The sequence below is a fragment of the Variovorax paradoxus genome, assembly GCF_030815855.1.
Taxonomy (GTDB): domain Bacteria; phylum Pseudomonadota; class Gammaproteobacteria; order Burkholderiales; family Burkholderiaceae_C; genus Variovorax; species Variovorax paradoxus_M.
Genome location: NZ_JAUSXG010000001.1, coordinates 1,726,632 through 1,750,845, shown reverse-complemented (window position 1 = coordinate 1,750,845; position 24,214 = coordinate 1,726,632). Strand labels below are relative to the sequence as shown.

Genomic DNA, 24,214 nt, shown 5'->3' with positions numbered 1-24,214 from the left:
CCCTAGAAAGGTCGAACCGGGCCAATTACTGACCCACCGGTTAGTAATCTAGGGTAAACCTCAAGCACTGTCAATCGCGGCGTGACGGTCGGGCGGCTTGCGCCCTAGGTTCGCTGCCCCATTTCCACCAGCCGGTTGCCCGGAATCTCGAAATAGTCCGACGCACGGCCCGCGTTGCGCTGCAGCCAGCCGAAGAGCGCACGCCGCACCGGGTTCAAACCCGGGAGGTTCTCTTCGCCGACCGAGGCGCGCGAGACGAAATAAGAGGTCTTCATGGAATCGACGGCCAGGGCCTTCTGGTAGGCCAGGATCCGGATGAACTCAGGCACGTCGGGCCGCTCCATGAAGCCGTGGCGCGCCGTGACCATCCAGATGCCGTCCATCAGGTGCTCGGCTTCGATGCGCATGCGGGCGTCGACGCGCGGCGTGTCACAGGCCAGCACGCGCAGCACGATGACCTGCTCGTGCAGCACCTGGTTGTGCTTGAGGTTGTGAAGCAAGGCGTGCGGCACCGAGCTTGCATCGGCGTTCAGGAACACCGCGGTGCCGCTCACGCGGTGCGGCATGTGGAGCGCCAGCGATTCGAAAAAGGGCTTGAGCGGCAGGCTTTCGACCGCCGCGGCCTCCAGCCCCAGCCGGCGCCCCTTCGCCCAGGTCGTGAATAGCACCATCACCCCGGCCGCGACGGCCAGCGTGAGCCAGCCGCCTTCGGCGACCTTGAGGCTGTTGGCCACCACGAAGGTCAGGTCGACGACCGCGAAAGCCACCACCCCGAGCGCCACCGCCACCCGGTTCCAGCGCCAGAGGCCCCACGCCACGACGCCCGCCAGCAGGGTGGTGGTCACCATCGTGATCGACACCGCAATGCCGTAGGCCGCCGACAGCGCCCCCGAACTGCGAAAGCCCAGCACCAGCAAGAGCACCCCCACCATCAGCAGCCAGTTGACCGTAGGCACATAGATCTGACCGATGGCCGAGCCCGAGGTCTGCACCACGCGCATGCGCGGCAGGTAGCCCATGCGCATGGCGTGGGCCGTGAGGGAAAACGCGCCGGAAATCACGGCCTGGGAGGCAATCACGGTGGCCATGGCGGCAAGCACCACCATCGGCACCACGCCCCAGGAAGGAAAGAGCCGGAAGAACGGGTTGTCGATGGCCGCCGGGTTTGCCAGCACCAGCGCGCCCTGCCCGAAATAGTTCAACACCAAGCCAGGCAGCGCAATGAAGAGCCAGGCCTGCCGGATCGGCCGGGCCCCGAAATGCCCCATGTCGGCATACAGTGCCTCGCCGCCCGTGAAGGCCAGGAACACCGCGCCCAGCACCGCCAGCGACTGCGCCCGATGCTCGACCAAGAAGCCCACGGCCCGGCGCGGATCGAGCGCCGCCAGCACCTGCGGCTGGTGCAGCACCTGCCAGGCCCCCGCGAGGGCCAGCACCAGGAACCACAGCAGCATGACCGGGCCGAACACCTTGCCGACCACGCCGGTTCCCTTGCGCTGCACCGCGAAAAGCCCGAGCAGGATGAGCATGGTGATCGGAATCACCACCTTCTGCAGCACGGGCGCCTGCACCTCGAGACCTTCGACCGCCGACAGCACCGAGATCGCCGGCGTGATCAGGCTGTCGCCATAGAACATGGCCGCGCCCACCAGGCCGAGCACCCCGATCGCGTTCCACACCCACGGCCGGGGCCGAGGCCCCGAGGCCGCGTTGCGCGCGAGCGCCTGCAAAGCGAGGATGCCGCCTTCGCCGTCGTGATCGGCGCGTAGCACGAACACCACGTATTTGAGCGTCACCACGAACATCAGGCCCCAGAAGATGAGCGAGAGCAGGCCCAGCACCGTGTCGGGCGTGAACGGCACGCCGTGCTCGGGGTTCAGCGTTTCCTTGAAGGCATAGAGCGGCGACGTGCCGATGTCGCCGAACACGACGCCCAGCGCCGCGATCATCAGGCCCGGCCCTGCCGGATGAGGCGCCTCGCCGGGCGCGGGTGTCGGGGCAGAGGAAACCGGTGCCGATGGATTCATGAAAGCAGGAACTTGGTAGTGGCGACACCGCGAGCATAGTCCGCGGCATCGGTCGTCGCGGACAATCGCCGCGTGTCCGCACCATCCCACATTGCCGCCCCGCCGGCGCACTACGAAAACTTTCCCGTGGCCTCCTGGCTGTGCCCGCCGCACCTGCGTGCGCCGATTGCCGCCATTTACCATTTCGCCCGGACCGCGGACGACATCGCCGACGAAGGCGACGCCCCGCCTGACGAGCGGCTGGCCGACCTGCGCGCCTACCGCGAAGAGCTCGGCGCCGCCGCGCGCGGCACCGTGCCGCCCTCCTCGCGCTGGCCCGAGGTGTTCAGCCCTCTCGCCCACAGCATCGCGCAATTCGCGCTGCCCGAAGCGCTGCTGGCCGACCTGCTGAGCGCCTTCGTGCAAGACATCGAGAAGACCCGCGACGGCGGAACCTACGCCGACCGGGTCGAACTGCTCGACTATTGCCGCCGCTCCGCCAACCCGGTCGGCCGATTGCTGCTGCATCTCTATGGGGTGAACGATGCACAGGCGCTGGCGCAGAGCGACGCCATCTGCAGCGCACTGCAACTCATCAATTTCTGGCAGGACCCGAGCGTGGACCTGCCGCGCGGGCGCTTCTATCCGCCGCTTTCCGATTGCGCCCGGCGCGGCCTCACGCGCGAGAGCTTCAAGGTCTTCGCCCCCCTGGCCGACGCGCCGCCTCCGCAGGAAGCCATCAACCTCGTCGCCGTCGAATGCGCATGGGCGCGCGAACTGATGACCCAAGGCGCTCCGCTGGTCCACCGGCTGCCGGGCCGCGCCGGCTGGGAGCTGCGCTTCGTCGTGCAGGGCGGCCTGCGCATTCTCGACAAGATCGAAGACCTGGGTTTCGACACCTTTTCGCAGCGCCCCAAGATCGGCAAGACGGATGCCCCGCTGCTGGTCTGGCGGGCCCTGCGGATGCGGAGACAATGGCCGCCCATGAAAGCGCCCCTCCGATGACTCCCGAGCAATACGTACAAGACAAGGCCGCCGCCTCGGGCAGCAGTTTCTATTACGCGTTTCTGTTCCTGCCCAAGCCGCGCCGCGCGGCCATCACGGCGTTCTACGCCTTCTGCCGCGAAATCGACGACGTGGTCGACGAGGTCAGCGACCCGGGCGTGGCCGCCACCAAACTCGCCTGGTGGCGCACCGAGGTGGCCCAGTCTTTCGCGGGCCCGCCCCGCCATCCCGTGATGCAAGCGCTGCTGCCGCATGCCGCCGCCTACGGCATCGAGCCCAGGCTGCTCAACGAGGTGATCGACGGCTGCCAGATGGACCTTGACCAGACCCGGTATCTCGACTTTCCGGGCCTTGCGCGCTACTGCCATCTGGTGGCCGGCGTGGTCGGCGAAGTCGCGGCCCGCATCTTCGGACAGACCGATCCGCAGACCACCGCCTATGCCCACAAGCTCGGCCTGGCGCTGCAGCTCACCAACATCATTCGCGACGTGGGCGAAGACGCGCTGCGCGGCCGCATCTACCTGCCCGTGAACGAGCTGCAGAAGTTCGACGTGAAGGCGCACGAGATTCTGAACCGCGTGCATTCGGAGCGCTTTGTCGCGCTCATGAAGTTCCAGGCCGAGCGCGCCCATGCGGCCTACGACGAAGCCTTGGCGCTCCTGCCCGCCGCGGACCGCCGCGCCCAGAAGCCCGGCCTCATGATGGCCAGCATCTACCGCACGCTGCTGCGCGAGATCGAGCGCGACGGCTTCCAGGTGCTGAACCAGCGCGTGAGCCTGACGCCGGTGCGCAAGTTCTGGCTGGCGTGGAAAGTCCAAGCGTTGGGACGCATTTGAGAACAGCCGTCATCGGTGCCGGCTGGGCCGGACTCGCCTGCGCGGTCGAAGCCACGCGGCTCGGCCATGCCGTCACGCTCTACGAGGCCGCGCACATGGCGGGCGGCCGCGCGCGGCGGGTCGACCACATGCACGGGATGGCGCTCGACAACGGGCAGCACATCCTCATCGGCGCCTACACCGCCACCTTGAAGCTGATGCGCGATGTCGGCGTCGACGTCGACAGCGCGCTGCTGCGCATGCCGCTTTCGCTGCGCTTCGCCGACGGCGGCGGCTTGAAGCTGCCGCGGCTGCCGGCGCCGCTCGATCTGCTGGCCGGCATCTTCACCGCGCGCGGCTGGACATGGCGGGACAAATCCACCTTACTACGCACCGCCGTGCAGTGGCGCCTCGCCGGATTCCGCTGCGCCGCCGGCACCACCGTCGCCGCGCTCTGCACCGGCCTCACGCCGCGCGTGATGCAGGAGCTGATCGAGCCGCTGTGCGTTTCAGCGCTCAACACGCCGGTCGATCAATCGAGCGGCGAAGTGTTCCTGCGCGTGCTGCGCGACGCGCTTTTCAGCGGCAGCGGCGGCGCCGACCTGCTGATTCCGCGCGTCGATCTGGGCGCGCTTTTTCCCGACGCGGCCTTGGCATGGCTCACGCAGCACGGCGCAACGCTGCACATCGGCACGCGCGTGCGCGCCATCTCTGCCGAAGGCGGGCAGTGGCGCGTCGACGGCGAGTGCTTCGACCGGGTCGTGCTCGCCTGCGCGCCATGGGACGCGGCCCGGCTCGTGCGCGCATCCGGCCTGGCGGAGCGCTGGTGCGAGAGCACTGAAGCCCTGCGCTTCGAAGCCATTGCCACCGTCTATCTGCGCGGCGCCACACGCCTTGCCGAACCCATGCTCGCGCTGCGCAGCCACCCCGCCACCGCACCGGCGCAGTTCGTGTTCGATCGCAGCCAACTGGGCGGGCCGGAAGGCGTGCTTGCCATGGTCGTGAGCGCGAACGAAACTCCGCGCGACGCGCTGGAGCATCAGGTGATGGCACAGGCGGCCGCGCAGTTGGGACAGACGTCGCTGCAACTCGTGCAGACCGTGGTCGAGAAACGCGCCACCTTTGCATGCACGCCGGCGCTCGTGCGGCCGCCTGCGAAAATCGCCCACGGCCTGCTGGCCTGCGGCGACTACACCGAAGGGCCCTACCCCGCCACGCTCGAAGGCGCGGTACTCAGCGGGCTCGCGGCCGGCAACGCTCTGAAGACACCATGACCCCCCTGCGTTATCTTGATTTCGACTACAGCGAAGACACCGAAGGCCACGGCACTTTCGATGCGATGGCCACGACCGCGCCCGGCAAAACGCACGAGGTGCTTGCCGAGGTTGCGCAGGTGCTCGCTTGGGCCAACGCTGCCTTTCCGAATGCGCAAGGCGCTCTGGAAGACGGCGCCGCCTGGGATTTCGACCTGCAGCAGACCCGCGAAGCGCCGGAGCTCGACACCGTGACCTTCTCGCTCAGCGGCACGGCCGATTTCTGCGCGGCGCTGCGCGAGCAGTTCACGCTGGACTGAAAACCCGATCTCCGATTGCCGATTCGCCACTCGTTCACGGAAAGAACCATGGTCACCTGCTATCTCCGCTACATCGTCGACCCCTACAAGCTCAAGGAATTCGAGCACTACGGCAAGCTGTGGATCCCGCTGGTCGCGAAGTTCGGCGGGCAGCACCACGGCTACTTCCTGCCGTCCGAAGGCACGAACAACGTGGCGTTGGCGATGTTCAGCTTTCCAAGCCTGGCGGCCTACGAGCAGTACCGCGCCGATTCGATGCAGGACGCCGAATGCCAGGCCGCGTTCAAGTACGCCGAAGACACCCGGTGCATCGTGAGCTACGAGCGCAGCTTCTTCCGGCCCTTGTTCTCGTAAAGCCGGAGTTCAGGCGCCGAGCGCCACGCAGAGCGCGTGCAGGTTCGGCACGATCAGCTGCGGCCGCGCGCCGTGCACCCAGGGGCGCTCGTCGCGCACCAACCAGGCCGCCTGCATGCCGGCGTTGAGCGCGCCGACCACGTCCAGTTCGGCGTCGTCGCCCACATGCAGCACGTCCTTCGGAAGCAGGCCGACCGAAGCGGCCGCGGCGCGGAAGATGGGCGCATGCGGCTTGCCGCTGCCGAAGGCGCGCGCGTTGAACGCGGTACGGAACCATCGGCCGACGCCTGTCAGATGGATATCCGCATTGCCATTCGACACCGCCACCAGCGGATAGCGTTCGCTGAGCCACCTGAGCGCGGGCAGCGCATCGTCGTACAGCGTCACGCGCTGGCGTTCGGCAAAGAAGGCATCGAAGGCCGGATCGGCCAGCGCCGGGTCTTCGCCCGAACGCTTCAGCGCCGTGCGAATCGATTCGCGGCGCAGCGCGCTCAGGTCGTGCGCAAGGTCGGACCGCTCCTTGGCGGTGGCTTCGCGCAGCTCGCGCAGGATGCCCGGCGTCAGCAGCAGCGATGCGGTCTTGGGTGCTTCGCGCAGCAGCCATTCCTGCAGCACCGTCTCGGCGCGTTCGATGGTCGGCCAGATCGGCCACAGGGTGTCGTCCAGGTCGAGCGAGATCGCCGAGATGCGCTGGATGTCGAGTGGCGCGGCGCCCGCCAGCGCCGTGGAAGCGGAAGTCATGCCCGAGAATATCGCATGCCCCAAGACAACAACACGAACGACAGTTCCATCGCCGGGCGCACCGCCGTGCTCTGGTGCAACCTGGGCTCCCCCGACGCGCCCACCGCAGCCGCCGTTCGGCCCTACCTTGCGGAGTTTCTCGGCGACCCGCGCGTGGTCGAGATTCCGAAGCTGCTCTGGGCCTTGATCCTGCACGGCATCATCCTGCGCGTGCGGCCGACCAAGTCGGCGGCCAAGTACGCGAGCATCTGGATGCCCGAGGGCTCGCCGCTCAAGGTGTGGACGCAGAAGCAGGCCACGCTGCTGGCCGGCTGGCTCGGCGAACGCGGCCACCGCGTTGCGGTGCGCGATGCGATGCGCTATGCCAGCCCGTCGATTGCCTCGCGCCTCGATGCGCTGCAGGCCGAAGGCGCCACGCGTGTCTTGGTGCTTCAGGCCTACCCGCAATATTCGGCCACCACCACGGCCAGCGTGATCGATGCGGTGAACGACTGGAGCCGCCGCCAACGCCGCATTCCGGAGTTCCGCTTCGTCAACCAGTACCACGACGATCCCGGCTACATCGAGGCGCTTGCGCAGCGCATCGAGCGCCATTGGAAAACCGACGGCCGCGGCGAGGTGCTGCTGATGAGCTTTCACGGCATTCCGGCGCGCAACATCGCGCTCGGCGATCCGTACCAGGCGCAGTGCCTCGAAACCGCACGCCTGCTCGCGGCCCGGCTCGGCCTTTCGGCCGCGCAGCATCGCGTCACTTTCCAGTCGCGCTTCGGCCGCGCCAAATGGCTCGAGCCCTACACGGAACCGACCCTGCGCGAACTCGGCGCGAGCGGCGTGAAGCGGGTCGACGTGGTGTGCCCGGGCTTTCCGGCCGACTGCCTCGAAACACTGGAAGAAATTGCGATGGAGGGCCGCGAGGCCTTCATGCATGCCGGCGGCCAGGCCTTCAGCTACATCCCGTGCCTCAACGACAGCCCGGCATGGATCAGCGCGCTCGCGGGGATGGCCGAACGCAACCTCGCGGGCTGGTCGACCCAGCGGCCGGCCCGCGTTCAGAAGGTCGGCGCTTAGAACTTGCCCAGATAGTCCATCTTGCCGATCGGCATGCCCTTGTGCCGCAGCACGCCGTAGGCCGTGGTCACGTGGAAGAAGAAGTTGGGCAGCGCAAACTGCAGCAGGTAGCCCTGCGCCGTGAGGTGCGCCTCGCCTTCGCGCCCCTTGATGGTCACGGGGCGCTCTTCCTGCCCGTCGATCTGTGCGCGGTCCACGGTCGCAAGAAACTCCTGCGTCTTGGCGATGCGGGCCAGCAGCTCGTCATACGTCTTTTCCTCATCGGGAAAGCTCGGGGCCGTCATGCCGGCAATGCGGGCCACACCGAGCTTCGACGCATCGCTCGCGCGCTGGACCTGGCCGGCCAGCGTGAGCATGTCCGGCGCGAGCCTCGCATCCACCAGCGTCGCCGGATCGATGTCGTTGGCCTTGGCATGCGCCAGGCTCTTCTCGAGCAAGTGGGTCAGCTGTCCGAGTCCGCGGGAGAAGACCGGCACGGACAGGTCGTACATCGAAAGCGCCATGGCATAAATCCTTGTGGTTGGAATCGGCGGCGATTGTCTCGCCGACTCGCCACTAGCGACCGGCGGCGCGAATAAACCCTTCGATGAGCTCCAGTTGTTCGGGCACGTTGAGCGCGGGCGCGTGGCCGCACCCCTGGATTTCGACGACCTTCAGCTGCCCGGAGGCGCCCGGCCCTCTCAGCTGCATCTGCTGCGTGACCTCGGGCAGCACCAGGTCCGACTCGGCGCCGCGCAGGCACAGCACCGGCACCTCGATCGCGTCGTAGTGCGGCCAGATCAGGTAGTCGTTGTCGTGCGCGCTGAACTGCCGGACCATCGCCGGGTCGTAGTGCGGCGTCACGCGGCCGTCGGACAGGCGCCGCGTGGAGCTCTCGGTCAGCCGGCGCCACTGCGCATCGCTGAGCCAGCCGTAGGGCTTGTACACGGTGCGGAAGAAAAGCTCGAGCTCGGCCACCGTGTCGAATGCGGGCGGCTCGCCCGCATAGGCGCGGATGCGTTCGATGGCAGCCTGCGCGAGTTGCGGCGCGTTGTCGTTGAGCGTGAGGCTCGCGATGCGCGCCTTCATGCGCGGCTCGAACAGGCCCGAAGCGCAGACCGTTCCGATGGCGCCGCCCATCGAGGTGCCGACCCAATGCACGCGCCCCAGGCGCAGCTCATCGCACAGCGCGGCGGCAATGCGCGCGTAGAACGAGAGCTGGTATTCCTCGTCGGGCAGCGGGCTCCACTGGCTCAGGCCGCGGCCGATGGTGTCGGGGCAGATCACGCGGAAGCCGCGCGCGGCAAAGTGCTGCGCCAGCTCGTCCATGTCGCGGCAGGTGCGCGCGAGCCCGTGCCAGGCAATGACCACCGGTGCATCGGGCGCGCCCCAATCGAGCCAATGGATCTCACGGCCCGCGAGCTGCGCGTAGCGGGAGACAGGAACAGGAACCGGAACGGCAAGATCGTTGTTGCTCATCGCGCAGCCCTCGCCCGCAGCTTGCCGACGATGCCGGTCGGAAAGTAATACACCGAGACGACGAACAGCACCCCCAGCCACAGCAGCCAGCGGTCGGGCGACAGCAGTGCCGCAAGCCAAGGCAGCCCGCTCGCGGCCTCGCTGCCGACGCGCAGCAGGTCCTGCAGGTAGCTTTGCGCCAGCACGAACAGCACCGCGCCAATGGCCGCGCCGTACATGGTGCCCATGCCGCCGATCACCACGATCAGCAGCACGTCGATCATGATCTCGAAGCTCAAGGAGGTGTCGGGCCCGTTGTAGCGCAGCCAGATCGCGAGCATGGCGCCGGCCAGCGTGGCGAACAACGCCGACAGCACGGCCGCCGTCGTGCGGTACACCACCACGCGGTAGCCGATGGCCTCGGCGCGGAACTCGTTCTCGCGGATGGCCTGCAGCACGCGGCCGAACGGCGAATTCACGATGCGCAGCAATGCCAACAGCAGCACCACGGCGGCGGCGAACAGCATGTAGTAGCACAGCAGCCGGCCGTCGAGCGAGACGCCGAGGAAAGGCTCCTCGGCAAACTCGAAGCTCGGCGAGATCAGCTCGGGCAGCTTGAAGGTCAGGCCGTCTTCGCCGCCCGTGAAGTCCGACAGCTGCGAGGCCAGCGTCTGGAAGGCCGAAGCCACCGCCAGCGTGATCATCGCGAAGAAGATCGCGCGCACCCTGAGCGAGAAGAGGCCGATGGCGAACGAGAGCACCAGCGAGACCGCGAGCGACGCAACCAACCCGAGCAGCACCGCGCCCCAGCTGGGCCCGAGCCGCGACGCCGAGATGGCAATGCCGTAGGCACCGATGCCAAAGAACATGGTGTGCGCAAAGCTCACGATGCCCGTGTAGCCCAGCAGCAGGTCGAAGCTCGCGACCAGCACCACGAACACCAGGATCTTGGCCGCGACGCTGAGCGCCTTCACGCCTGGGAAGATGAAGGGTGCAAAGGCCAGCGCAATAAACAGCGCGAGCAGCAGCACCGCGAGCAGGCGGCTGCGCGGCATGTCGTTGGAGAGAAGTCGTTTCAGGAACATGGCGGCTTCTTTCTCAACGGTTCGCCACGGGGTACACGCCCTGCGGGCGCCACAGCAGCACGGCCACCATCAGCAAGATGCTCGCGAACTGCGTGAGCGTGGGCAGCAGGAAGCCGATGTAGTTGGTCATGAGCCCCACCAGCAGCGCGCCGATGAGCGCCCCGCCGGTCGAGCCCAGCCCGCCGATGATGATCACGATGAAGATCAGCACGTTGACCTGCGCGCCCATCTGCGGCACCAGGTTCTGCTGGAACAGGCCCCACATCACGCCGCCGAGGCCGGCCAGCGCGCTGCCCACCACGAACACGCCGACGAACAGCCGGCCGATGCGGTAGCCGAGCGACTCGACCATTTCGCGGTCTTGCACGCCGGCACGGATCAGAAGGCCGATCTTGGTGCGGCCGAGCGTCCAGGCGAGCAGGCCGAACACCACCACGCCCACCGCGACGGCGAGCAGGCGGTACTTGCTGATGGCCGCATCGCCGATCAGCAGCGAGCCGCGCAAGGCTTCGGGCAGCGGCAGCGGCACCTGCGCCGGGCCCCAGATCACCTTGATGAGCTCCTCGCCGATGATCATGCCGCCCATCGTGATAAGGATCTGCTTCAGGTGCTGGCCGTACACGGGCCGCACGATGAAGCGCTCAAAGGCCAGGCCCACCGCGCCGGCCACCGCCATCGCGACCAGCATGGCCGGGAACACGGCAACGAGGTTGCGCCACAGCTCGCCCGAGCCCGTCCAGTCGCCCATCAGGCCGAGCACGCTGCTGGCCACGAAGGCGCCGAGCGCGATGAACACGCCGTGGCCGAAGTTGAGCACGTCCATGAGGCCGAACACCAGCGTGAGGCCCGAAGCGATGATGAAGATGATCATGCCCATCGCGAGGCCTGCGACCGTAAGTGTGAGCCAGGTCGAGAACGAGCCCGTGAGCGGCAGCGCGACGAGTGCGAGGATGGGGGCGAGAAGCAGGGGCTTCCAGTCGAAGTCGAGCGCCTTCATGAGCGGGTCTCCTCTTGCTCTTGCTCCTTCCCCCCCTGGGGGAAGGTTGGGATGGGGGCTGACGGCACTCGCAAGGCCGTGCCGTATCGAAGGCCGCGGGCCCCCACCCCAGCCCTCCCCCAGAGGGGGAGGGAGAAATACGTCGAATACGTCATAGAGCCAGTCCCAGCAGCGATTGCTGCAATTGCGCATCCGCGGAGAACGCCGCCATGCTGCCGCTGTGCACCACGCGGCCGTTGTCCATCACCGCGACGTTGTCGCCCAGGCGTTGGGCGAAGTTGATGTTCTGCTCCACCAGGAGAATCGTCACGCCACTGCGCTTGAGCTCGGCGAAGGCGTCGATCATGTTGTTGATCATCACGGGCGCAAGGCCTTTGCTGGGCTCGTCGATCAGCAGCAGCTCGCGCGGCTCTACGATCGCGCGCGACACGGCCAGCATCTGCTTCTGCCCGCCCGAGAGTTTGCCGGCCGGGTGGTTCCAGAATTTCTCGACCGCGGGGAAGAGCTTGAAGATCCACTTGAGCCGCGTGTCGTCGATCTGCTCGGCGTTCTTCGCGCCGCGGGCGGCGAGCAGCATGTTCTCCTTCACCGTGAGGTCGGAGAAGATGCCCATGTTCTCGGGCACGTACGCAACGCCCAGGCCGGCGATCTGCGGCGTCTGCATCGCGGTGATGTCCTTGTCCGCAAAGCGCACCCTGCCCTCTGACGCATGCCACAGGCCCATGATGGTCCGCAGCGTGGTCGTCTTGCCCGCGCCGTTGCGGCCCAGCAGCATGGTGAGCTGGCCCTTGGGCACGTGCAGGTCGACGCCATGGAGGATGTGGTACGCCCCGATGTGCGTCTGCACGCCTTCGAGGGTCAAGAGGTTCGTAGCGGTCATCGGTCTTGCTCCTTCCCCTTCCGGGGGAAGGCTGGGATGGGGGCAAGCGGCGCTTGCAAGGTTGCTGCGACGTGAAGGCCGTCGGCCCCCACCCCTGCCCTCCCCCAGCGGGGGAGGGAGAGATTCATCGTCAGACGCGTCATGCAGCCGCCTCCTTCGCAATGCCCAGGTAGGCTTCTTGCACCACCGGCGAGGCAATCACCTCGGCCGGCTCCCCATCAGCCACCAGTGTGCCGTTGTGCAGCACGATGATCCGGTCCGCAAGCTCGCGCACCACGTCCATCTTGTGCTCGACCAGCAGGATGGTCTTGCTCTTGTCCTGCTTGAGCTTGCGGATCAAATCGAGAATGACCGGCGCCTCGGCCGCGTTCATGCCGGCCGTGGGTTCGTCGAACATGAAGACCTTGGGCTCCAGTGCCATCAAGAGCGCTACTTCGAGCTTGCGCTGATCGCCGTGCGGCAGGCTTGCCACGATTGCATGCTCGCGCGACTTGAGCGCCACGTCGGCGAGGATCTGATCGGCGCGCTCGGTCAGCGCCTTGTGGTCGCTCCAGATGCTCCACAGGTTGAGCCCGCGCCGATGCGCGCCCTCGCGCGTGGCCTGCACCGCAAGGCGCACGTTCTCCAGCACCGTGAGGTTCGGGAACAGGTTGGTGAGCTGGAAGGCCCGCCCCAGCCCCGCATGCGTGCGTGCGGAAGGCGACAGGCCCGAGAGCGATTGCCCATCGAGCGACACCGTGCCCGCGCTCGCCTTGAGCTGGCCCGAGATCAGGTTGAAGTACGTGGTCTTGCCCGCGCCGTTCGGGCCGACGATGGCCGTCAGTGTGCCCGGCGCGAAGGCGCAGCTCACGCTGTTGACGGCCACGTGCCCGCCGAAGCGGATGGTCAGATCTCGGGTCTCAAGCATCGTTGGTCATTGCAAAAAGAAAATAGCGTTTGCTGGGCCTCAGCAGGTGCCGATCACGTAGTAGTTGGGCCCGGTCTGCTTCAGCGTCGTGGTGACGTAGATGTTCCACAGCCCCATGGCCTGCGCCGAACCGTAGGCATAGGTCAGGCCATACAGCGCGTAGGCGCGCCCGGCCACGGTGTGCGCATAGTTGCTGGCGGTGTAGCAGGTGCCGCCGCCACCGCTGCCAGCCAGGGTGGTGCCCGTGGCCGCGGCCGACATCGTGCCCTGCGCGTTGCTCGCGTCCAGAGCCGCCACGGTCCAGCTGTAGGTGGTGGAGGCCGCCAGTCCGGTGTCGGTGTAGTTGGTGCCGGCCACGGGTGCAGCGTTGACCTTGCTGCCGCCGCGGTAGACGTTGTAGCCGCTCGCACCCGAGACGCCGGCCCAGCCGATCACCATGCTGCTGCCGGTCGCGCCCGAAGTGCCGACGCCGGTGGGCGCAGGCAGCGACGAGCCGCCGCCGGAGCCGGTCACGCGGTCGACCATGGCCTTGAGCGCCGCCATCTGCGGGCCCGACTTCTTTGCGTAGTTTGCGTTGTCGTAGCCCCACCAGTCCCAGCAGCTGTTGGTGGCTGCGGTGCTGGTCTGCGGGTAGATCAGCACGATGTTGTTGGTGTCGGCCCAACGGTTGTAGCCCGTCTTGCGCACGTACTGATCCGAGACGTCGGTGTAGTTCTGCTTGCAGCCATGCAGCACCATGTGTACGCGGCACGAGGCCGTGGTGCAGGCCTGCGGCACGTAGATCCAGCCGGTCGCAGCCACGCCGTGGCCGGTGACGAATTCCGACTGGTTGAACTCGGTGAAGGTGCCGCCCAGCGTGCCGTTGTTGCGCGGGTTCAGCGGGCCGTAGAGATGTGTCAGGATCTCGCCCGCAAGATCGAAGCCGCAATTGTTGATGTAGGGCGCGGCGGTGGTGCTGCAGGCACCGCCGTAGTCGTCGGTGACCATCGCATGGCCCGCTCCGATGTTGTTCTTGTAGACGGTGTTGGCCGCGGGCACGAAGCTCTGGTAGTAGGTCTTCAGGTCGTCCATCACTGCCTGCTTGACGGTGTTGTCCGAGGTGCCGGAGAACAGGTACACCTTGGAGCCCGTCATGTTCGACACCGGGTCGATCGCGCCGCTGGCGGCCCAGCTGTTGGTGGTACTCACTAGCGACGACACCGGAATGCTGCTGCCGTGCGCCATGCAGCGCCCGGTGGCGTTGAGCACCGAGCCTTCGGCGCAGTAGTACGGCCCGCCGGCGACCACGCCCGCGCCGCGCTTGAAGGTGGCCGAATAGGCCACGTGCAATTGCACGGCCATGAAGCCGCCGGCCGAGAGGCCGGACACGCTCACCTCCGCCGGGTTGGCGCCGAGAGACGGCAGCGGCACTGCCGCGGTTGCCGTGCAGGCATGCGCGCCAAACGCCATTGCCGCCGCCGCGGCCAATCCCTTCCAGTTCCATCGCATCGCTGCCATCGCTGTCTCCTTCTGTTGTAGGTGTGTCGAACGCTTGCTTGATTGCTGACGAATCGGCCGTTGCTTGCGCCGCGCCCGCGCCACGAAGGCGCAGGCTGGCGCTTCGCCCGGAGGCCATCCGGGGCGAAGAGAGTGCGGCCAAGGGCCGCGGGTACCAGGTGCCGGGCTACCGATCAGCGCTTGTTCTTGATCGGGACGTCCATCTCTTCAGGCTTGATCTCGCGCACCAGCTCGGGCACGCCCCACGCAAACGCCGGGTCGGCCTTGATCTTGAAGTGGTACATCGACTGCATCGCCTGATGGTCTTCCTTGCGGAAGGTCATCTTGCCCTTGGGCGTGTCGAAGCTCATGCCTTCCATGGCGCCGATGAGCTTGTTGGTGCCGGTGTCGCCGCCCGTCTTCTTGAGCGCCGTGACCACTGCCATGGCGGCCGAGAAACCGCCGGCCGTGAAGAAGTCCGGCGGCGTCTTGAACTCCTTGTAGTGCGCCGACACCAGCGCTTCGTTCACAGGATTCTTCGGAATGCCGAAGTAGTAGTACGCCGCGCCTTCCATGCCCGGCAGGTTCTTGTAGGCCGCCATCGCCGGCAGGATGTTGCCACCGGTGGCAATCTCGATGTTGTAGCGCTTGAGGTCGAGATCGACGATCTTGAACGGGTTGCCCGCACCGGCCCAGACGATCCAGATGATCTTGCGGCCCGGCTGGTCTTTCAGCTTGTCGATCAGGCGCTGCGCGCCGGCCGTGAAGTCGGTGGTGGCGGGCGGGAGATATTCCTCATGCACCAGCTTCGCCTTCTTGAGCGCCGCGCCGAAAGCCTTCACGCCGTCGCGGCCGAAGGCGTTGTCCTGTGCGAGCGTGGCCACGGTCACGCCGGCCTTGTCGATCGCCACCGCGTTGGAGATCGCGTCCTGGCTCGAATTGCGGCCGGTGCGGAAGATGTACTTGTTCCACTTGTCGCCGGTGATCGAATCGGCCACCGCGGGCTCCACGATCAGGATCTTCTTGTACTCCTCGGCCACCGGCAGCATGGCGAGCGCCACGCCCGAGGCCGTGGGGCCCACCGCGAGCGCGGCCTTGTCATCCGAGTAGGCGGCAGCCAGCAGCGACTTGCCGAGGTCGGGCTTGCCCTGGTCGTCCTTCTCGATGACCACCAGCTTCTTGCCATTGACCGTCATCGTGCCGCCGGTGGCGTAGTCCAGGCCCATGGTGAAGCCGGTCTGCGTCTGCTTGCCGTACGCCTCGAGCGGACCGGTCTTGCTGTAGATATGGGCGATGCGGATTTCGTTGGACTGGGCCCAGGCGGGTGCAGTGACGGCGCAGGCAGCGAGTGCGGCCAAAGCGACGAGGTGGCGACGGTTCATTCTTTGTCTCCTTTGATAGGTGACTGAATATTGCACAGTTCGTGCCACACACCAACTCGTTGATTACAAAGGTTTCTTCATTGGGAGATAGCCCGCACCGACTGAACTTAGAACACTTGATGTGCATTAATTTCAGGCAACTGTTTGAATTTCAGTCAGGGTTTCCGAGGGTGCGTGCGCCCTGTTCGGCCGCGCGGTTCAAAGTCCCTGGCTGGTCATCCGCTCATACAAGGTCGCGCGTGAAATGCCGAGCAGCCTCGAGGTCGCCAGCTTGTTGCCGCCCGTGGCGGCGAGCGCCGCCGCAATGGCCTTGCGCTCCAGTTCCGCGACCTGTTGCGCGAGCGGCCGCAGCAAGGCTGCCTCTTCATCGGCATCGTGGCCCGTGTGCGATGTGTCGGGCAAGGCAATCTGCTCCAGCCCCGCTTCGCGCAGGATGCTTTCGAGCTGCGCGGCGTCGATGCGCTGCGAATCGCTGCGCATCGTCACTTGCTCCAGCACGTTGCGCAGTTCGCGGATGTTGCCGCGCCAATGCTGGCCGGCGAGCAACGCCAGCGCATCGGGCGTGAGCTCGGGCGGGGCCTCGCCGCTGCGCAGCGCCATGTCTTCGCCGAGTGCTTCGACCAGCGCCGGGATGTCGCTACGCCGTTCGCGCAATGGCGGTACGCGCAGCGGCAGCACATTGAGGCGGTAGTACAGGTCTTCGCGGAACAGGCCGCGGCGCACCAACTCGGGCAGGTCGCGCGAGGTGGCCGCGATCACGCGCGCATCGAAGGGCACGAGCTTGTTGGAGCCGAGCGGCTCGATCTCGCCCTCCTGCAGCGCGCGCAGCAGCTTGGCCTGCAGGCCGAGCGGCATGTCGCCGATCTCGTCGAGGAACAGGCTGCCGCCGTCGGCGAGCTTGAACTTGCCTTCGCGCCCGCGTCGGTCGGCGCCGGTGAAGGCGCCGGGCGCAAAGCCGAAGAACTCGGCCTCCAGCAGCGTGTCGGGCACGGCCGCGATGTTGACGCTGACGAACTGCCCCTTGGATCGCGCCGATGCCGCATGAATCGCATGCGCCAATAGCTCCTTGCCGGTGCCGGTTTCGCCGAGCAGCAGCACCGGGCTCGTCGACTGCGCGGCGCGTCGCGCATGGCGCTTCACCTCCACCGCGGCCGGGCTGCTGCCGATAAAGCTCGCAAAGGTGTATTTCGAGCGGCGCTGGCCGTCGGCCGCATGCAGGTAGAGCGGGTTGTTGCGCTGGCTCGCCAGCTCGCGCCGTGCATCGTCGAGGTCGCGCTGCAGCAGCGCAAACTTGCTGATCAGCGGCTGCAGCGTGGTTTCGGGCTGGTCGAACAACACGATGCCGATCGCGCCGATGACCTCTCCCGCCCCGCCCTCGCGCCCGTCGTGCTCGGCGCGCAACGGGATGCGGCTGACAACGAAAGTACCCGCTTTGTTGGTGAGCAGGTCGACCAATATCGGCTCGCCGGTTTCGAGCACGCGCCGCATCTGCGTGTTGGGAATCACGTCCTCGACCATGTGGCCCATGAACTGGTCGATCGAGGAAAAACCCAGCGCCGGCAGGAAGCGCCGGTAGCCTTCGTTCACCCACACGATGCGCCCGCTGCGGTCGACCAGGAACATGCCCTGGCTGATGCTCGAAAACAGATGGAACATCGAGCGCGCGGCCAGCGCGAGGATGCCCTCGGCGTCGAGAGGCAATGCGGGCGGTACGGCAACAGGCGGAGCGGCGGACATGGGCGGATCGTAGCGCGCATCAATCGGCGCCGAATCGGGCATCAATGCGGCGGCGGAAATGTCCAGAATGCACATTTGCCCGGCCAGTGCGAAGAAAGCCCTCATGCAGCGATAAGTAAATCAATCGTTTGATTAGCTGCATGCTTTAATCGCGGGCATGAGCGCCACAGCCCTCCGAGCCCTTTCCGCCCGTGCCCCGCGCAGCGATGGCGTCGAAGCGCGCCAGCGTCTTCTCTACGCCGCGCTTGCCCTCTTTGCGGCCAACGGCTATGCCAAGACCTCGACGCGCGAGATTGCGCGCGCGGCCGATGTGAATATCTCTGCCATCAGCTACTACTTCGGCGACAAGGCCGGGTTGTACGCCGCCACTTTCGGCGAACCGATGGGCGGCAACGCGGGCGATTTCATCCCGCTCTACGCAGCGCCGGAGCTGGCGACGGAAGAAGCCCTGCACATCTTCTTCACGCACATGATCGAGCCCCTCAAGCAGGGGGAGATCGTGCGGCAATGCATCCAGCTGCACATGCGCGAGATGCTCGAGCCCACCAGCCAGTGGGCCGAGGAACTGGAGCGCGACATCAAGGGCCCTCACAATGCCATCGCGGGCGTGCTGTGCCGCCGCCTCGGCCTCGCACGGCCCGACGACGATGTGCATCGGCTGACCTTCGCCATCACCGGCCTGGCCATGCAGCTCTTCGTGAGCCAGGACCTCGTCGAAGCGATACGCCCCTCTTTGCTGAATACGGCGCGCGGCGTGGACACGTGGGCGCAACGCCTCACGGGCTATGCCATTGCGCTGGTCGAGGCCGAAGCCCTGCGCCGCAAGACGGCCGCCAGGCCCGCGCCCGCATCCGCCCGTTCCGGGAGAAAGAAGACATGAGACGACTCCGATCGATTGCAGCCCTCTGCCTGCCGCTGAGCCTCGGCCTTGCCGGCTGCGGCCTGACGCGTCCGCCGGCCACGGTGGAGGCGCCGTTCCCCGCGCAGTGGCATGCGCCTCTGCCCCACGGCGGCTCGCTCGCGTCGCTGGCCGACTGGTGGCGCCAGCTCGACGACCCGCTGCTGGTCGAACTCATTGCAGCGGCTGAGGCCGCAAGCCCCAATCTTGCAAGCGCCGCGGCGCGCGTGGCCGAGGCGCGTTCCACGCGCGTGCAGGCCGGCGCGGCGCTGCTGCCCAACCTCGACGGCACGCTCTCGGCGAGCCGCGGGGTCTCGGGCTCGTCCTTCGGCTCGGGCGCAACGAGTTCGTCTTCCAGCAGCAGCACCGCCATCGCGCCGGTGACCACGTTGCAGGCCGGCCTGCAGTCCAGGTGGGAGATCGACCTGTTCGGCCGCCTGCGCGCCGACCGCGATTCGGCCGAGCAGAAGCTCAACAGCGCCACCGCCAAATGGCACGACGCGCGCGTGGCCGTCGCGGCCGAAACCGCCAACGCCTATTTCGCCGAACGCGCCTGCCAGCAGCAACTGCGAGTGGCCGAGTCCGACGCCAAGTCGCGCGGCGAAACCGCGCGGCTTACCGATCTTTCGGCGCGCGCCGGCTTCACCGCGCCGGCCGATGCCGCGCTGGCACGCGCCAGCGCCTCCGACGCATCGGGCCGTCTGACGCAGCAACGCGCCCAATGCGCGGTGCAGCGCAAGGCGCTGGTGGCGCTCAGCGGCATCGACGAGTTCACGCTCGAACAGAAGCTCGCCGCCTCGCCCACGCAGCGTGCGCTGCCGGTGGTCGGCAGCATCGCCAGCGTGCCGGCAGAGGCCATCTCGCAGCGGCCCGATGTCTATGCGGCCGAACTCGGCGTGGCATCGGCCAGCGCCGACGTGGGTTCCGCCGAAGCCGAGCGCTACCCCAAGCTCAGCATCTCGGGCTCCATCGGCCGCATGCAGATCCGCACCAGCGGCTTCCGGGAATCGCTCGACACGTGGACGATCGGTCCGGTGTCGCTCACCGTGCCGCTGCTCGACGGCGGCGCCCGCGCGGCCAACAGCGATGCGGCCAAGGCGCGCTACACCGAAGCCGTGTCGCTCTACCGCGCGAACGTTCGGCAGGCGGTGCGCGAGGTGGAGGAAGCGCTGGTCAACCTCGACGCCACCGATGCACGCACCACCGATGCCGACGCCGCGGTGAAGAACTACCAGGCCTCCTTCGACGCCACGCAGGCCCGCTACAGCAGCGGCTTGGCCAGCCTGTTCGAACTCGAGGATTCGCGCCGCACGCTGTTCACGGCGCAAACCGCGCGCGTCTCGCTGCAGCGCGAGCGCACCGAAGCCTGGGTGGCGCTCTACCGCTCGATGGGCGGTGGCTGGGCCCGTCCCGAATCGCTCTCAATGACCTCCAACCCGGCCGCCAAGGCCGCGACGTCGCCATGAAAAGAATCAAACGCTCTACCCTCGTCATCGCGCTGCTGGCGCTCGTCGTCGTCATTGCCGCGGCGGTGTGGCTGACGCGCAAGCCCGCAAACGAACCCGGCACCCCGCCCGCGGCCGCCAAGAGCAAAGACGGCGCACCGCCCCCGCGGCCGACGTTGACGGTCACGGTCGCCAAGCCCGAGCTCACCGAGCTGACGCTCACGCTGGCAGCCAACGGCAACGTGGCCGCCTGGCAGGAGGCCAGCGTGGGCTCCGAATCCAGCGGCCTCAAGCTCGCCGAAGTACGTGTGAACGTGGGCGACGTGGTGAAGAAGGGCCAGCTGCTCGCCGTCTTCTCGCCCGAAACGGTGCAGGCCGACATCGCGCAGTCGCGCGCCTCGCTGGCGGAAGCCAGGGCCACCGCAGCCGATGCGGCCGGCAATGCGGCGCGCGCGCGCACGCTCCAGGCCACCGGCGCATTGAGCCAGCAGCAGATCAACCAGTACCAGACGACCGAGCAGACCGCCAAGGCCCGCGTGGAGGCCGCGGAGGCCGTGTTAAAGGCGCAGGAAGTGCGCGGGCGCAACACGCAGGTGCTGGCACCCGACGACGGCGTGATCTCGTCGCGCACCGCCACGGTCGGCAGCGTGGTGGCCGCCGGCACCGAATTGTTCCGGCTGATCCGCCAGGGCCGGCTCGAATGGCGCGCCGAGGTCACCTCGGCCGAGCTCAGCCGCATCGCGGTGGGCACCACGGCCTTCGTGGTGAGCGCAAGCGGTGCGCAGGTGCGCGGCAAGGTGCGCAGCATCGCGCCCACGGTCGATCCGCAAACGCGTGCGGCGCTGGTCTATGTCGACCTGCCGAACGTGCAGCAGAACACCGGCATCAAGGCCGGCATGTTCGCGCGCGGCGACTTCGAACTCGGACGCAGCTCTGCGCCGACCGTGCCGCAGGCCTCCATCGTTCCGCGCGACGGCTTCAACAACGTGTTCATGCTGCTGCCCGACAACCGCGTGGCGCAGCTCAAGGTGCAGACCGGCCGCCGCGTCGGCGAACGCGTCGAAATCACCAGCGCGCTGCCCGAGGGCGCGCAGATCGTGGTGCAAGGCGCCGGCTTCCTGAACGACGGCGACCTGGTGCGTGTCGTGGCCTCAACACCGGCAGCAGCGGGAGCCCAGCCTGCCGCTGCGCCTGCATCGTCCGCCGCGGGCAACGCGGGCACCAACGAAACGAAGGCACGCCCATGAATGTTTCCGCATGGTCCATCCGCAACCCGATTCCGGCGGTGATGCTGTTCGTGCTGCTCACCTTCGGCGGGCTGCTGTCGTTCAACGCCATGAAGGTGCAGAACTTTCCGGACATCGACCTGCCGACCGTCACGGTCTCGGCGTCGCTGCCCGGCGCCGCACCTTCGCAGCTGGAGACCGACGTTGCGCGCAAGCTCGAGAACTCCATTGCCACGGTGCAGGGCCTGAAGCACATCACCACCAAGGTGCAGGACGGCGCCGCCACGCTGATTGTCGAGTTCCGTCTCGAAAAGCCGGTGCAGGAAGCCGTGGACGACGTGCGCTCGGCGGTGCAGCGCGTGCGCTCCGACCTGCCGGCCGACGTGCGCGACCCGGTGGTCACCAAGCTCGACTTCGCGGCACAGCCGGTACTGGCCTTCACCATCGCCTCGTCGCGCATGGATGGCGAGGCGCTGAGCTGGTTCGTCGACAACGACGTGACCAAGAAGCTGCTCGCGCTGCCCGGCGTCGGCGCGGTGAACCGCGTGGGCGGCGTCACGCGCCAGGTGCACGTCGACCTCGACCCGGCCAAGCTGCAGGCGCTGGGCGCTTCGGCGGCCGACATCTCGCGCCAGCTGCGCCAAGTGCAGACCGAAAGCGCGGGCGGCCGCATCGACCTGGGCGGCAGCGAGCAGCCGGTGCGCACGCTGGCCACCGTGCAGTCGGCCGACCAGCTTGCCGACATGCAGATCGCCCTTTCGGACGGCCGCCGCATCCGGCTCGACCAGGTGGCGCGCATCAGCGACACCATCGCCGAGCCGCGCGCCGCGGCGCTGCTCAACGGCAAGCCGGTGGTCGGCTTCGAAGTGGCCCGCAGCCGCGGCGCCAGCGAGGTGGAGGTGGGCCGCGCCATCCAGAAGGCGCTGGGCGAGCTGCGCGCGCAGCGCCCCGACATCGAGCTGACGGAGGCCTTCAACTTCGTCGACCCGGTGGAAGAAGAGTACGACGGCTCGCTGCACCTGCTGTACGAGGGCGCGATTCTGGCGGTGATCGTGGTGTGGCTGTTCCTGCGCGACTGGCGCGCCACTTTCGTCTCGGCCGTGGCACTGCCCATGTCCGTGATTCCGGCCTTCATCGGCATGCACCTGCTGGGCTTTTCGGTCAACGTGATCTCACTGCTTGCGCTCTCGCTGGTGGTCGGGATCTTGGTGGACGATGCCATCGTGGAGGTGGAAAACATCGTGCGCCACCTGCGCATGGGCAAGTCGCCGTACGAGGCCGCAATGGAGGCGGCCGACGAAATCGGCCTGGCGGTGATCGCCACCACTTTCACGCTGATTGCGGTGTTCCTGCCCACGGCCTTCATGAGCGGCGTGGCCGGCAAGTTCTTCAAGCAGTTCGGCTGGACGGCATCGCTGGCGGTGTTCGCTTCGCTGGTGGTGGCGCGGGTGCTCACGCCCATGATGGCGGCCTACATCCTGAAGCCGGTCGTCGGCGCAGAAAAGGAACCGCGCTGGCTCACGGCCTACATGCGCGCGGTGGAATGGAGCACGCACAACCGCTTCAAGACGATGGTGCTGGCCACCCTCTTCTTCTTCGGCTCGCTGGCAATGATTCCGCTGCTGAAGACCGGCTTCATTCCGCCGGACGACAACTCGCAGACGCAGATCTATCTCTCGCTCGCGCCCGGCTCCACGCTCGCGCAGACCACCGCAGCCGCGGAAGAAACGCGAAACCGCGTGATGCAGATCAAGCATGTGAAGAGCGTCTACACCACGGTGGCGGGCGGCAGCGCGGGCGGCGATCCGTTCGCCAACTTCGGCACGCCCGAAACGCGCAAGGCCACGCTGACCATCAAGCTCGACGACCGCGGTGACCGGCCGCGCAAGCAGGTGATCGAGAACCAGATTCGCGCCGCGCTCGAAACGCTGCCCGGCGTGCGCAGCACCGTCGGCCTTGGCGGTTCGGGCGAGAAATACATTCTTGCGCTGACCGGTGAAGACCCTGCTGCCTTGGCCAGTGCAGCCAGCGCGGTCGAGAAAGACCTGCGCACCGTGCCCGGCCTCGGCAACATCACCTCCACCGCGAGCCTGATCCGCCCCGAGATTGCCGTGCGCCCCGACTTTGCGCGCGCCGCCGACCTGGGCGTGACAAGCTCCGCCATCGCCGAGACGCTGCGCGTCGCCACGCTCGGCGATTACGACCAGGCACTGGCCAAGCTCAACCTCGCGCAGCGGCAGGTGCCGATCGTGGTGAAGCTCGAGGATTCGGCGCGGAAGAATCTCGACCTGCTCGGCCGCCTCTCGGTGCCCGGCACGCGGGGCCCGGTCATGCTCAGCCAGGTGGCTTCACTGACGATGGAAGGCGGCCCCGCAGTCATCGACCGCTACGACCGCTCGCGCAACGTCAACTTCGAGATCGAGCTCTCGGGCGTGGGCCTCGGCGACGCCAAGGCCGCCGTCACCTCGCTGCCGTCGATCCAGAAGCTGCCGCCCGGCGTGCGCGTGACCGAGATCGGCGACGCGGAAGTGATGACCGAGCTGTTCGCGAGCTTCGGCCTTGCGATGCTCACGGGCGTGTTATGCATCTACATCGTGCTGGTGCTGCTGTTCAAGGACTTCCTGCACCCGGTGACGATTCTTTGCGCATTGCCCTTGGCACTCGGCGGAGCGTTCGTGGGCCTGCTGATCGGTCAGAAGGCTCTTTCGATGCCTTCGCTGATCGGGCTGATCATGCTGATGGGCGTCGCGACCAAGAACTCGATCCTGCTGGTGGAATACGCCATCGTGGCGCGCCGCGACCACGGCATGAGCCGCTGGGATGCCCTGCGCGACGCCTGCCACAAGCGCGCACGGCCCATCATCATGACCACGCTGGCGATGGGCGCGGGCATGTTGCCGATTGCGGTGGGCATCGGTACCGCCGACTCGAGCTTCCGCTCGCCGATGGCGATGGCGGTGATCGGCGGGCTGATTACTTCTACGGTGCTGAGCTTGCTGGTGGTGCCGGCTGTGTTCACTTATGTGGACGACATCGAGCACTGGATTCGGCGTACGGCGCGCAAGCTGCGGGGGCAGCCGGCGGATCCGCATATTGATGATGACTTGGTGGAGGGGCCGGCCAGTTAACTCGGGCTCTCTTTGACGCTGCGCGGCGTTTGCTTCCGGAGGCCGGGTCTCGCC

General features: G+C 67.3%; 21 protein-coding genes. 10 read left to right on the top strand and 11 right to left on the bottom strand.

Features of this window, described 5'->3' with window-relative positions; translation table 11 throughout:
* Positions 1–104 precede the first annotated feature (104 nt).
* The gene (locus QFZ42_RS08105; RefSeq protein WP_444875725.1) at positions 105–2,027 is read right to left on the bottom strand and encodes a potassium transporter Kup; all 1,923 of its coding nucleotides are present in this window, start codon (positions 2,025–2,027) and stop codon (positions 105–107) included.
* A gap of 72 nt (positions 2,028–2,099) precedes the next feature.
* Here QFZ42_RS08105 and hpnC point away from each other — a divergent pair, with 72 nt between their 5' ends.
* The 5 genes from hpnC to QFZ42_RS08080 are packed head-to-tail and all read left to right on the top strand — an operon-like array spanning position 2,100 to position 5,753.
* Positions 2,100–3,011, top strand: a complete 912-nt coding sequence (gene hpnC, locus QFZ42_RS08100; protein WP_373423319.1) for a squalene synthase HpnC — start codon at positions 2,100–2,102, stop codon at positions 3,009–3,011.
* Positions 3,008–3,847: a presqualene diphosphate synthase HpnD gene (gene hpnD, locus QFZ42_RS08095; protein WP_307700476.1), complete on the top strand. Its 840-nt coding sequence runs from the start codon at positions 3,008–3,010 to the stop codon at positions 3,845–3,847. The genes hpnC and hpnD overlap by 4 nt, the downstream gene beginning before the upstream one ends.
* The gene (gene hpnE / locus QFZ42_RS08090; protein ID WP_307700475.1) at positions 3,844–5,100 is read left to right on the top strand and encodes a hydroxysqualene dehydroxylase HpnE; all 1,257 of its coding nucleotides are present in this window, start codon (positions 3,844–3,846) and stop codon (positions 5,098–5,100) included. The genes hpnD and hpnE overlap by 4 nt, the downstream gene beginning before the upstream one ends.
* Entirely contained in the window at positions 5,097–5,399 is a 303-nt protein-coding gene (locus QFZ42_RS08085; RefSeq protein ID WP_307700474.1) for a hypothetical protein, read from the top strand. The genes hpnE and QFZ42_RS08085 overlap by 4 nt, the downstream gene beginning before the upstream one ends.
* Before the next feature lie 48 nt (positions 5,400–5,447).
* Positions 5,448–5,753, top strand: coding sequence for an NIPSNAP family protein (locus QFZ42_RS08080; RefSeq protein WP_307700473.1), 306 nt, complete (start codon positions 5,448–5,450; stop codon positions 5,751–5,753).
* A gap of 9 nt (positions 5,754–5,762) precedes the next feature.
* Here the strand turns inward: QFZ42_RS08080 and QFZ42_RS08075 are convergent, their stop codons facing one another.
* A complete protein-coding gene (locus QFZ42_RS08075; RefSeq protein ID WP_307700472.1) occupies positions 5,763–6,494 on the bottom strand; it encodes an HAD family hydrolase in 732 nt (243 codons plus the stop codon).
* A gap of 15 nt (positions 6,495–6,509) precedes the next feature.
* Between QFZ42_RS08075 and hemH the strand changes: the two genes are divergently transcribed.
* A complete protein-coding gene (gene hemH / locus QFZ42_RS08070) occupies positions 6,510–7,562 on the top strand; it encodes a ferrochelatase (RefSeq protein WP_307700471.1) in 1,053 nt (350 codons plus the stop codon).
* On the opposite strand, the gene QFZ42_RS08065 is transcribed toward hemH, so the two are convergent.
* The 9 genes from QFZ42_RS08065 to QFZ42_RS08025 all read right to left on the bottom strand — a co-directional run bounded on the left by QFZ42_RS08065 (position 7,559) and on the right by QFZ42_RS08025 (position 17,463).
* Positions 7,559–8,065, bottom strand: coding sequence for a DUF1993 domain-containing protein (locus tag QFZ42_RS08065; protein WP_307700470.1), 507 nt, complete (start codon positions 8,063–8,065; stop codon positions 7,559–7,561). The two genes, hemH and QFZ42_RS08065, sit on opposite strands and share 4 nt — an antisense overlap.
* A gap of 52 nt (positions 8,066–8,117) precedes the next feature.
* Positions 8,118–9,020, bottom strand: a complete 903-nt coding sequence (locus QFZ42_RS08060) for an alpha/beta fold hydrolase (protein ID WP_307700469.1) — start codon at positions 9,018–9,020, stop codon at positions 8,118–8,120.
* Entirely contained in the window at positions 9,017–10,084 is a 1,068-nt protein-coding gene (locus QFZ42_RS08055; protein ID WP_307700468.1) for a branched-chain amino acid ABC transporter permease, read from the bottom strand. The genes QFZ42_RS08060 and QFZ42_RS08055 overlap by 4 nt, the downstream gene beginning before the upstream one ends.
* A 13-nt stretch (positions 10,085–10,097) precedes the next feature.
* A complete protein-coding gene (locus QFZ42_RS08050; protein WP_307700467.1) occupies positions 10,098–11,081 on the bottom strand; it encodes a branched-chain amino acid ABC transporter permease in 984 nt (327 codons plus the stop codon).
* A 151-nt stretch (positions 11,082–11,232) separates the two neighbouring features.
* Positions 11,233–11,961 carry an ABC transporter ATP-binding protein gene (locus QFZ42_RS08045; RefSeq protein ID WP_307700466.1) on the bottom strand — a complete coding sequence of 243 codons (729 nt, stop codon included), beginning with the start codon at positions 11,959–11,961 and terminating at the stop codon, positions 11,233–11,235.
* Between the two features lie 139 nt (positions 11,962–12,100).
* Positions 12,101–12,868 carry an ABC transporter ATP-binding protein gene (locus tag QFZ42_RS08040; RefSeq protein ID WP_307700465.1) on the bottom strand — a complete coding sequence of 256 codons (768 nt, stop codon included), beginning with the start codon at positions 12,866–12,868 and terminating at the stop codon, positions 12,101–12,103.
* 39 nt (positions 12,869–12,907) lie between these two features.
* Positions 12,908–14,365 carry an extracellular catalytic domain type 2 short-chain-length polyhydroxyalkanoate depolymerase gene (locus tag QFZ42_RS08035; RefSeq protein WP_307700464.1) on the bottom strand — a complete coding sequence of 486 codons (1,458 nt, stop codon included), beginning with the start codon at positions 14,363–14,365 and terminating at the stop codon, positions 12,908–12,910.
* A gap of 173 nt (positions 14,366–14,538) precedes the next feature.
* Positions 14,539–15,726 carry a substrate-binding domain-containing protein gene (locus QFZ42_RS08030; RefSeq protein WP_307700463.1) on the bottom strand — a complete coding sequence of 396 codons (1,188 nt, stop codon included), beginning with the start codon at positions 15,724–15,726 and terminating at the stop codon, positions 14,539–14,541.
* Between the two features lie 198 nt (positions 15,727–15,924).
* On the bottom strand, positions 15,925–17,463 hold the full coding sequence (locus QFZ42_RS08025) for a sigma-54 interaction domain-containing protein (RefSeq protein ID WP_307700462.1): 1,539 nt from the start codon (positions 17,461–17,463) through the stop codon (positions 15,925–15,927).
* A 157-nt stretch (positions 17,464–17,620) separates the two neighbouring features.
* Between QFZ42_RS08025 and QFZ42_RS08020 the strand changes: the two genes are divergently transcribed.
* From QFZ42_RS08020 to QFZ42_RS08005, 4 genes are read left to right on the top strand one after another with little or no spacing between them, the layout of a single operon-like run.
* Positions 17,621–18,343: a CerR family C-terminal domain-containing protein gene (locus QFZ42_RS08020; protein WP_307700461.1), complete on the top strand. Its 723-nt coding sequence runs from the start codon at positions 17,621–17,623 to the stop codon at positions 18,341–18,343.
* Positions 18,340–19,827: an efflux transporter outer membrane subunit gene (locus QFZ42_RS08015; protein ID WP_307700460.1), complete on the top strand. Its 1,488-nt coding sequence runs from the start codon at positions 18,340–18,342 to the stop codon at positions 19,825–19,827. Before QFZ42_RS08020 ends, QFZ42_RS08015 begins: the two co-directional genes overlap by 4 nt.
* The gene (locus QFZ42_RS08010; protein WP_307700459.1) at positions 19,824–21,053 is read left to right on the top strand and encodes an efflux RND transporter periplasmic adaptor subunit; all 1,230 of its coding nucleotides are present in this window, start codon (positions 19,824–19,826) and stop codon (positions 21,051–21,053) included. The genes QFZ42_RS08015 and QFZ42_RS08010 overlap by 4 nt, the downstream gene beginning before the upstream one ends.
* The gene (locus QFZ42_RS08005; protein WP_307700458.1) at positions 21,050–24,160 is read left to right on the top strand and encodes an efflux RND transporter permease subunit; all 3,111 of its coding nucleotides are present in this window, start codon (positions 21,050–21,052) and stop codon (positions 24,158–24,160) included. The genes QFZ42_RS08010 and QFZ42_RS08005 overlap by 4 nt, the downstream gene beginning before the upstream one ends.
* Positions 24,161–24,214 lie beyond the last annotated feature (54 nt).

Coding starts and splice junctions, on each gene's coding strand:
- QFZ42_RS08040 (WP_307700465.1), bottom strand. CDS start 12,868: ATGCTTGAGACCCGAGATCTGACCATCCGCTTCGGCGGGCACGTGGCC.
- QFZ42_RS08055 (WP_307700468.1), bottom strand. CDS start 10,084: ATGTTCCTGAAACGACTTCTCTCCAACGACATGCCGCGCAGCCGCCTG.
- QFZ42_RS08035 (WP_307700464.1), bottom strand. CDS start 14,365: ATGGCAGCGATGCGATGGAACTGGAAGGGATTGGCCGCGGCGGCGGCA.
- QFZ42_RS08080 (WP_307700473.1), top strand. CDS start 5,448: ATGGTCACCTGCTATCTCCGCTACATCGTCGACCCCTACAAGCTCAAG.
- QFZ42_RS08065 (WP_307700470.1), bottom strand. CDS start 8,065: ATGGCGCTTTCGATGTACGACCTGTCCGTGCCGGTCTTCTCCCGCGGA.
- QFZ42_RS08020 (WP_307700461.1), top strand. CDS start 17,621: ATGAGCGCCACAGCCCTCCGAGCCCTTTCCGCCCGTGCCCCGCGCAGC.
- QFZ42_RS08075 (WP_307700472.1), bottom strand. CDS start 6,494: ATGACTTCCGCTTCCACGGCGCTGGCGGGCGCCGCGCCACTCGACATC.
- QFZ42_RS08030 (WP_307700463.1), bottom strand. CDS start 15,726: ATGAACCGTCGCCACCTCGTCGCTTTGGCCGCACTCGCTGCCTGCGCC.
- QFZ42_RS08010 (WP_307700459.1), top strand. CDS start 19,824: ATGAAAAGAATCAAACGCTCTACCCTCGTCATCGCGCTGCTGGCGCTC.
- QFZ42_RS08015 (WP_307700460.1), top strand. CDS start 18,340: ATGAGACGACTCCGATCGATTGCAGCCCTCTGCCTGCCGCTGAGCCTC.
- QFZ42_RS08060 (WP_307700469.1), bottom strand. CDS start 9,020: ATGAGCAACAACGATCTTGCCGTTCCGGTTCCTGTTCCTGTCTCCCGC.
- QFZ42_RS08085 (WP_307700474.1), top strand. CDS start 5,097: ATGACCCCCCTGCGTTATCTTGATTTCGACTACAGCGAAGACACCGAA.
- hemH (WP_307700471.1), top strand. CDS start 6,510: ATGCCCCAAGACAACAACACGAACGACAGTTCCATCGCCGGGCGCACC.
- QFZ42_RS08025 (WP_307700462.1), bottom strand. CDS start 17,463: ATGTCCGCCGCTCCGCCTGTTGCCGTACCGCCCGCATTGCCTCTCGAC.
- QFZ42_RS08005 (WP_307700458.1), top strand. CDS start 21,050: ATGAATGTTTCCGCATGGTCCATCCGCAACCCGATTCCGGCGGTGATG.
- hpnD (WP_307700476.1), top strand. CDS start 3,008: ATGACTCCCGAGCAATACGTACAAGACAAGGCCGCCGCCTCGGGCAGC.
- QFZ42_RS08050 (WP_307700467.1), bottom strand. CDS start 11,081: ATGAAGGCGCTCGACTTCGACTGGAAGCCCCTGCTTCTCGCCCCCATC.
- QFZ42_RS08045 (WP_307700466.1), bottom strand. CDS start 11,961: ATGACCGCTACGAACCTCTTGACCCTCGAAGGCGTGCAGACGCACATC.
- QFZ42_RS08105 (WP_444875725.1), bottom strand. CDS start 2,027: ATGAATCCATCGGCACCGGTTTCCTCTGCCCCGACACCCGCGCCCGGC.